A 1,647-nucleotide genomic window follows, 5' to 3' on the forward strand; every position below is an offset into this window, starting at 1 on the left:
TATATTTTTGCGCAGTCTCAAATGCCCTCTTTGCGTCCTTCAAATGATACCGCCCCCTGTAATTGATATGATGCTATATTAGATAGCATATATATTGTATAGTCACAATATTTAAAATTGAAAAACCATAAAACTGCGGCGATCATAGCAAAGAGTAAAGTTCAGCTTTTTCTATGATTGAAATACAAACTCTTGCGGTTTGAGGTTGATTTTAAAACAGTACCAGCGCGCCTATCATTCCGGCGATGAAGAGTGGGATGTTGTAATGGAGAAATGTCGGGACACAGGTATCCCATATATGATTGTGCTGTCCGTCCGCGTTCAGTCCAGCCGTGGGGCCAAGCGTTGTATCGGATGCCGGCGATCCCGCGTCGCCAAGCGCTCCGGCCGCCGCTATCAGACACGCTGTCGCTCCGGCGGAGAAGCCAAGCTGTAGCGCAAGCGGACAATATATAGCCGCAATGACTGGAACTGTTCCGAAAGAGGTTCCTATGCCCATTGTGACGAGAAGCCCAACCATGAGCATCAGCAATGCGCCCCAGAACTTACTGCCGCCCACCATCCCGACAATACTGTTTACCAGATGCTCAACTGACTTTGTCTCACGAAGCACGTTTCCGTAGCCTGCTGCAATGAGCATGACGAATGCGATAAGGCCCATAATGGCAAGCCCTCCCATAAAGCTTTCGTCAATGTCTTTGAATTTGAGAACACCGGTGACGATCATCACTAAAATCGCGGCAAGTGCGCCTAGCGGCATGGAACCAGACCAAAGCTGCATGGCAAAAGCGGCGACTATTGCTACCATTGTCATGTAATGAGTCTTTGTAAATGAATCAGGGAGGTCTTCGATATTGACTCCGCCTATTATGGGCTTGTCTTCGTATGTTCTAGGTTTGTTGTATGATACAAAGACCGCGATGAGCAGACCAATTATCATCCCAACGCCAAGTATCCATGTAAAATGCGGCACCATAGCCTTATCCAGAGGAACGCCGTTGCGTCCCATCTCCGCGGCTATGATACCCTGAAAGATAAGTCCATATCCTATAGGCAACGTTATGTAAGGACATTTTAGTCCGAAGGCGAGCGCGCACGCGACTTGACGGCGGTCGGCTTTAAGTTTGTTCAAAAGAAAAAGGAGCGGTGGAATGAGTATGGGGATAAACGCGATATGGACGGGTATAACGGTTCCTGAAAGACAGGCGATGAATGCGATGAGAAACATTAGAAAAATTTTGCGTTTCCCAACCATCGCCGCTATTTTTTTGCACGCAACCGAAGGTAGGCCAGTCTGATTTATTGCCACAGCGAAGGTTCCAAGAAGAAAATACGCAAGCGCAGTTTCCGCGTTCCCGCCCATTCCATTAATAAGTATGCTCATTGTGCCGGGGATCGTCATTCCGGCAGAGAGGCCTCCGGCGATGGCAGCCAGAAGCAATGCAAGCACTATGTTCATATTGAAAAGGCAGAGTACGATCATAACAGTTACTGAAACAACCACAGGATTAAAAAGTAACATGGTCTTACCTCCAGAGTTCGAATAGAGTGACGTGACGGTGTCGATTAGTAAAAGGTTCCAACGAGGGGGGCTTGCTTATATATGGAGGATAGGCGGTGGGTATTAGAAAAATATCAAAGCTCTTT

General features: G+C 47.4%; 1 protein-coding gene. It reads right to left on the reverse strand.

Annotation, left to right across the window (positions count from 1 at the left end):
- Positions 1-211: 211 nt before the first annotated feature.
- Positions 212-1,522, reverse strand: coding sequence for a Na+/H+ antiporter NhaC family protein (locus tag RRY12_13145; GenBank protein MEG2185620.1), 1,311 nt, complete (start codon positions 1,520-1,522; stop codon positions 212-214).
- Positions 1,523-1,647: the final 125 nt, after the last annotated feature.

The sequence above is a fragment of the Cloacibacillus sp. genome (assembly GCA_036655895.1).
Lineage (GTDB): Bacteria > Synergistota > Synergistia > Synergistales > Synergistaceae > JAVVPF01.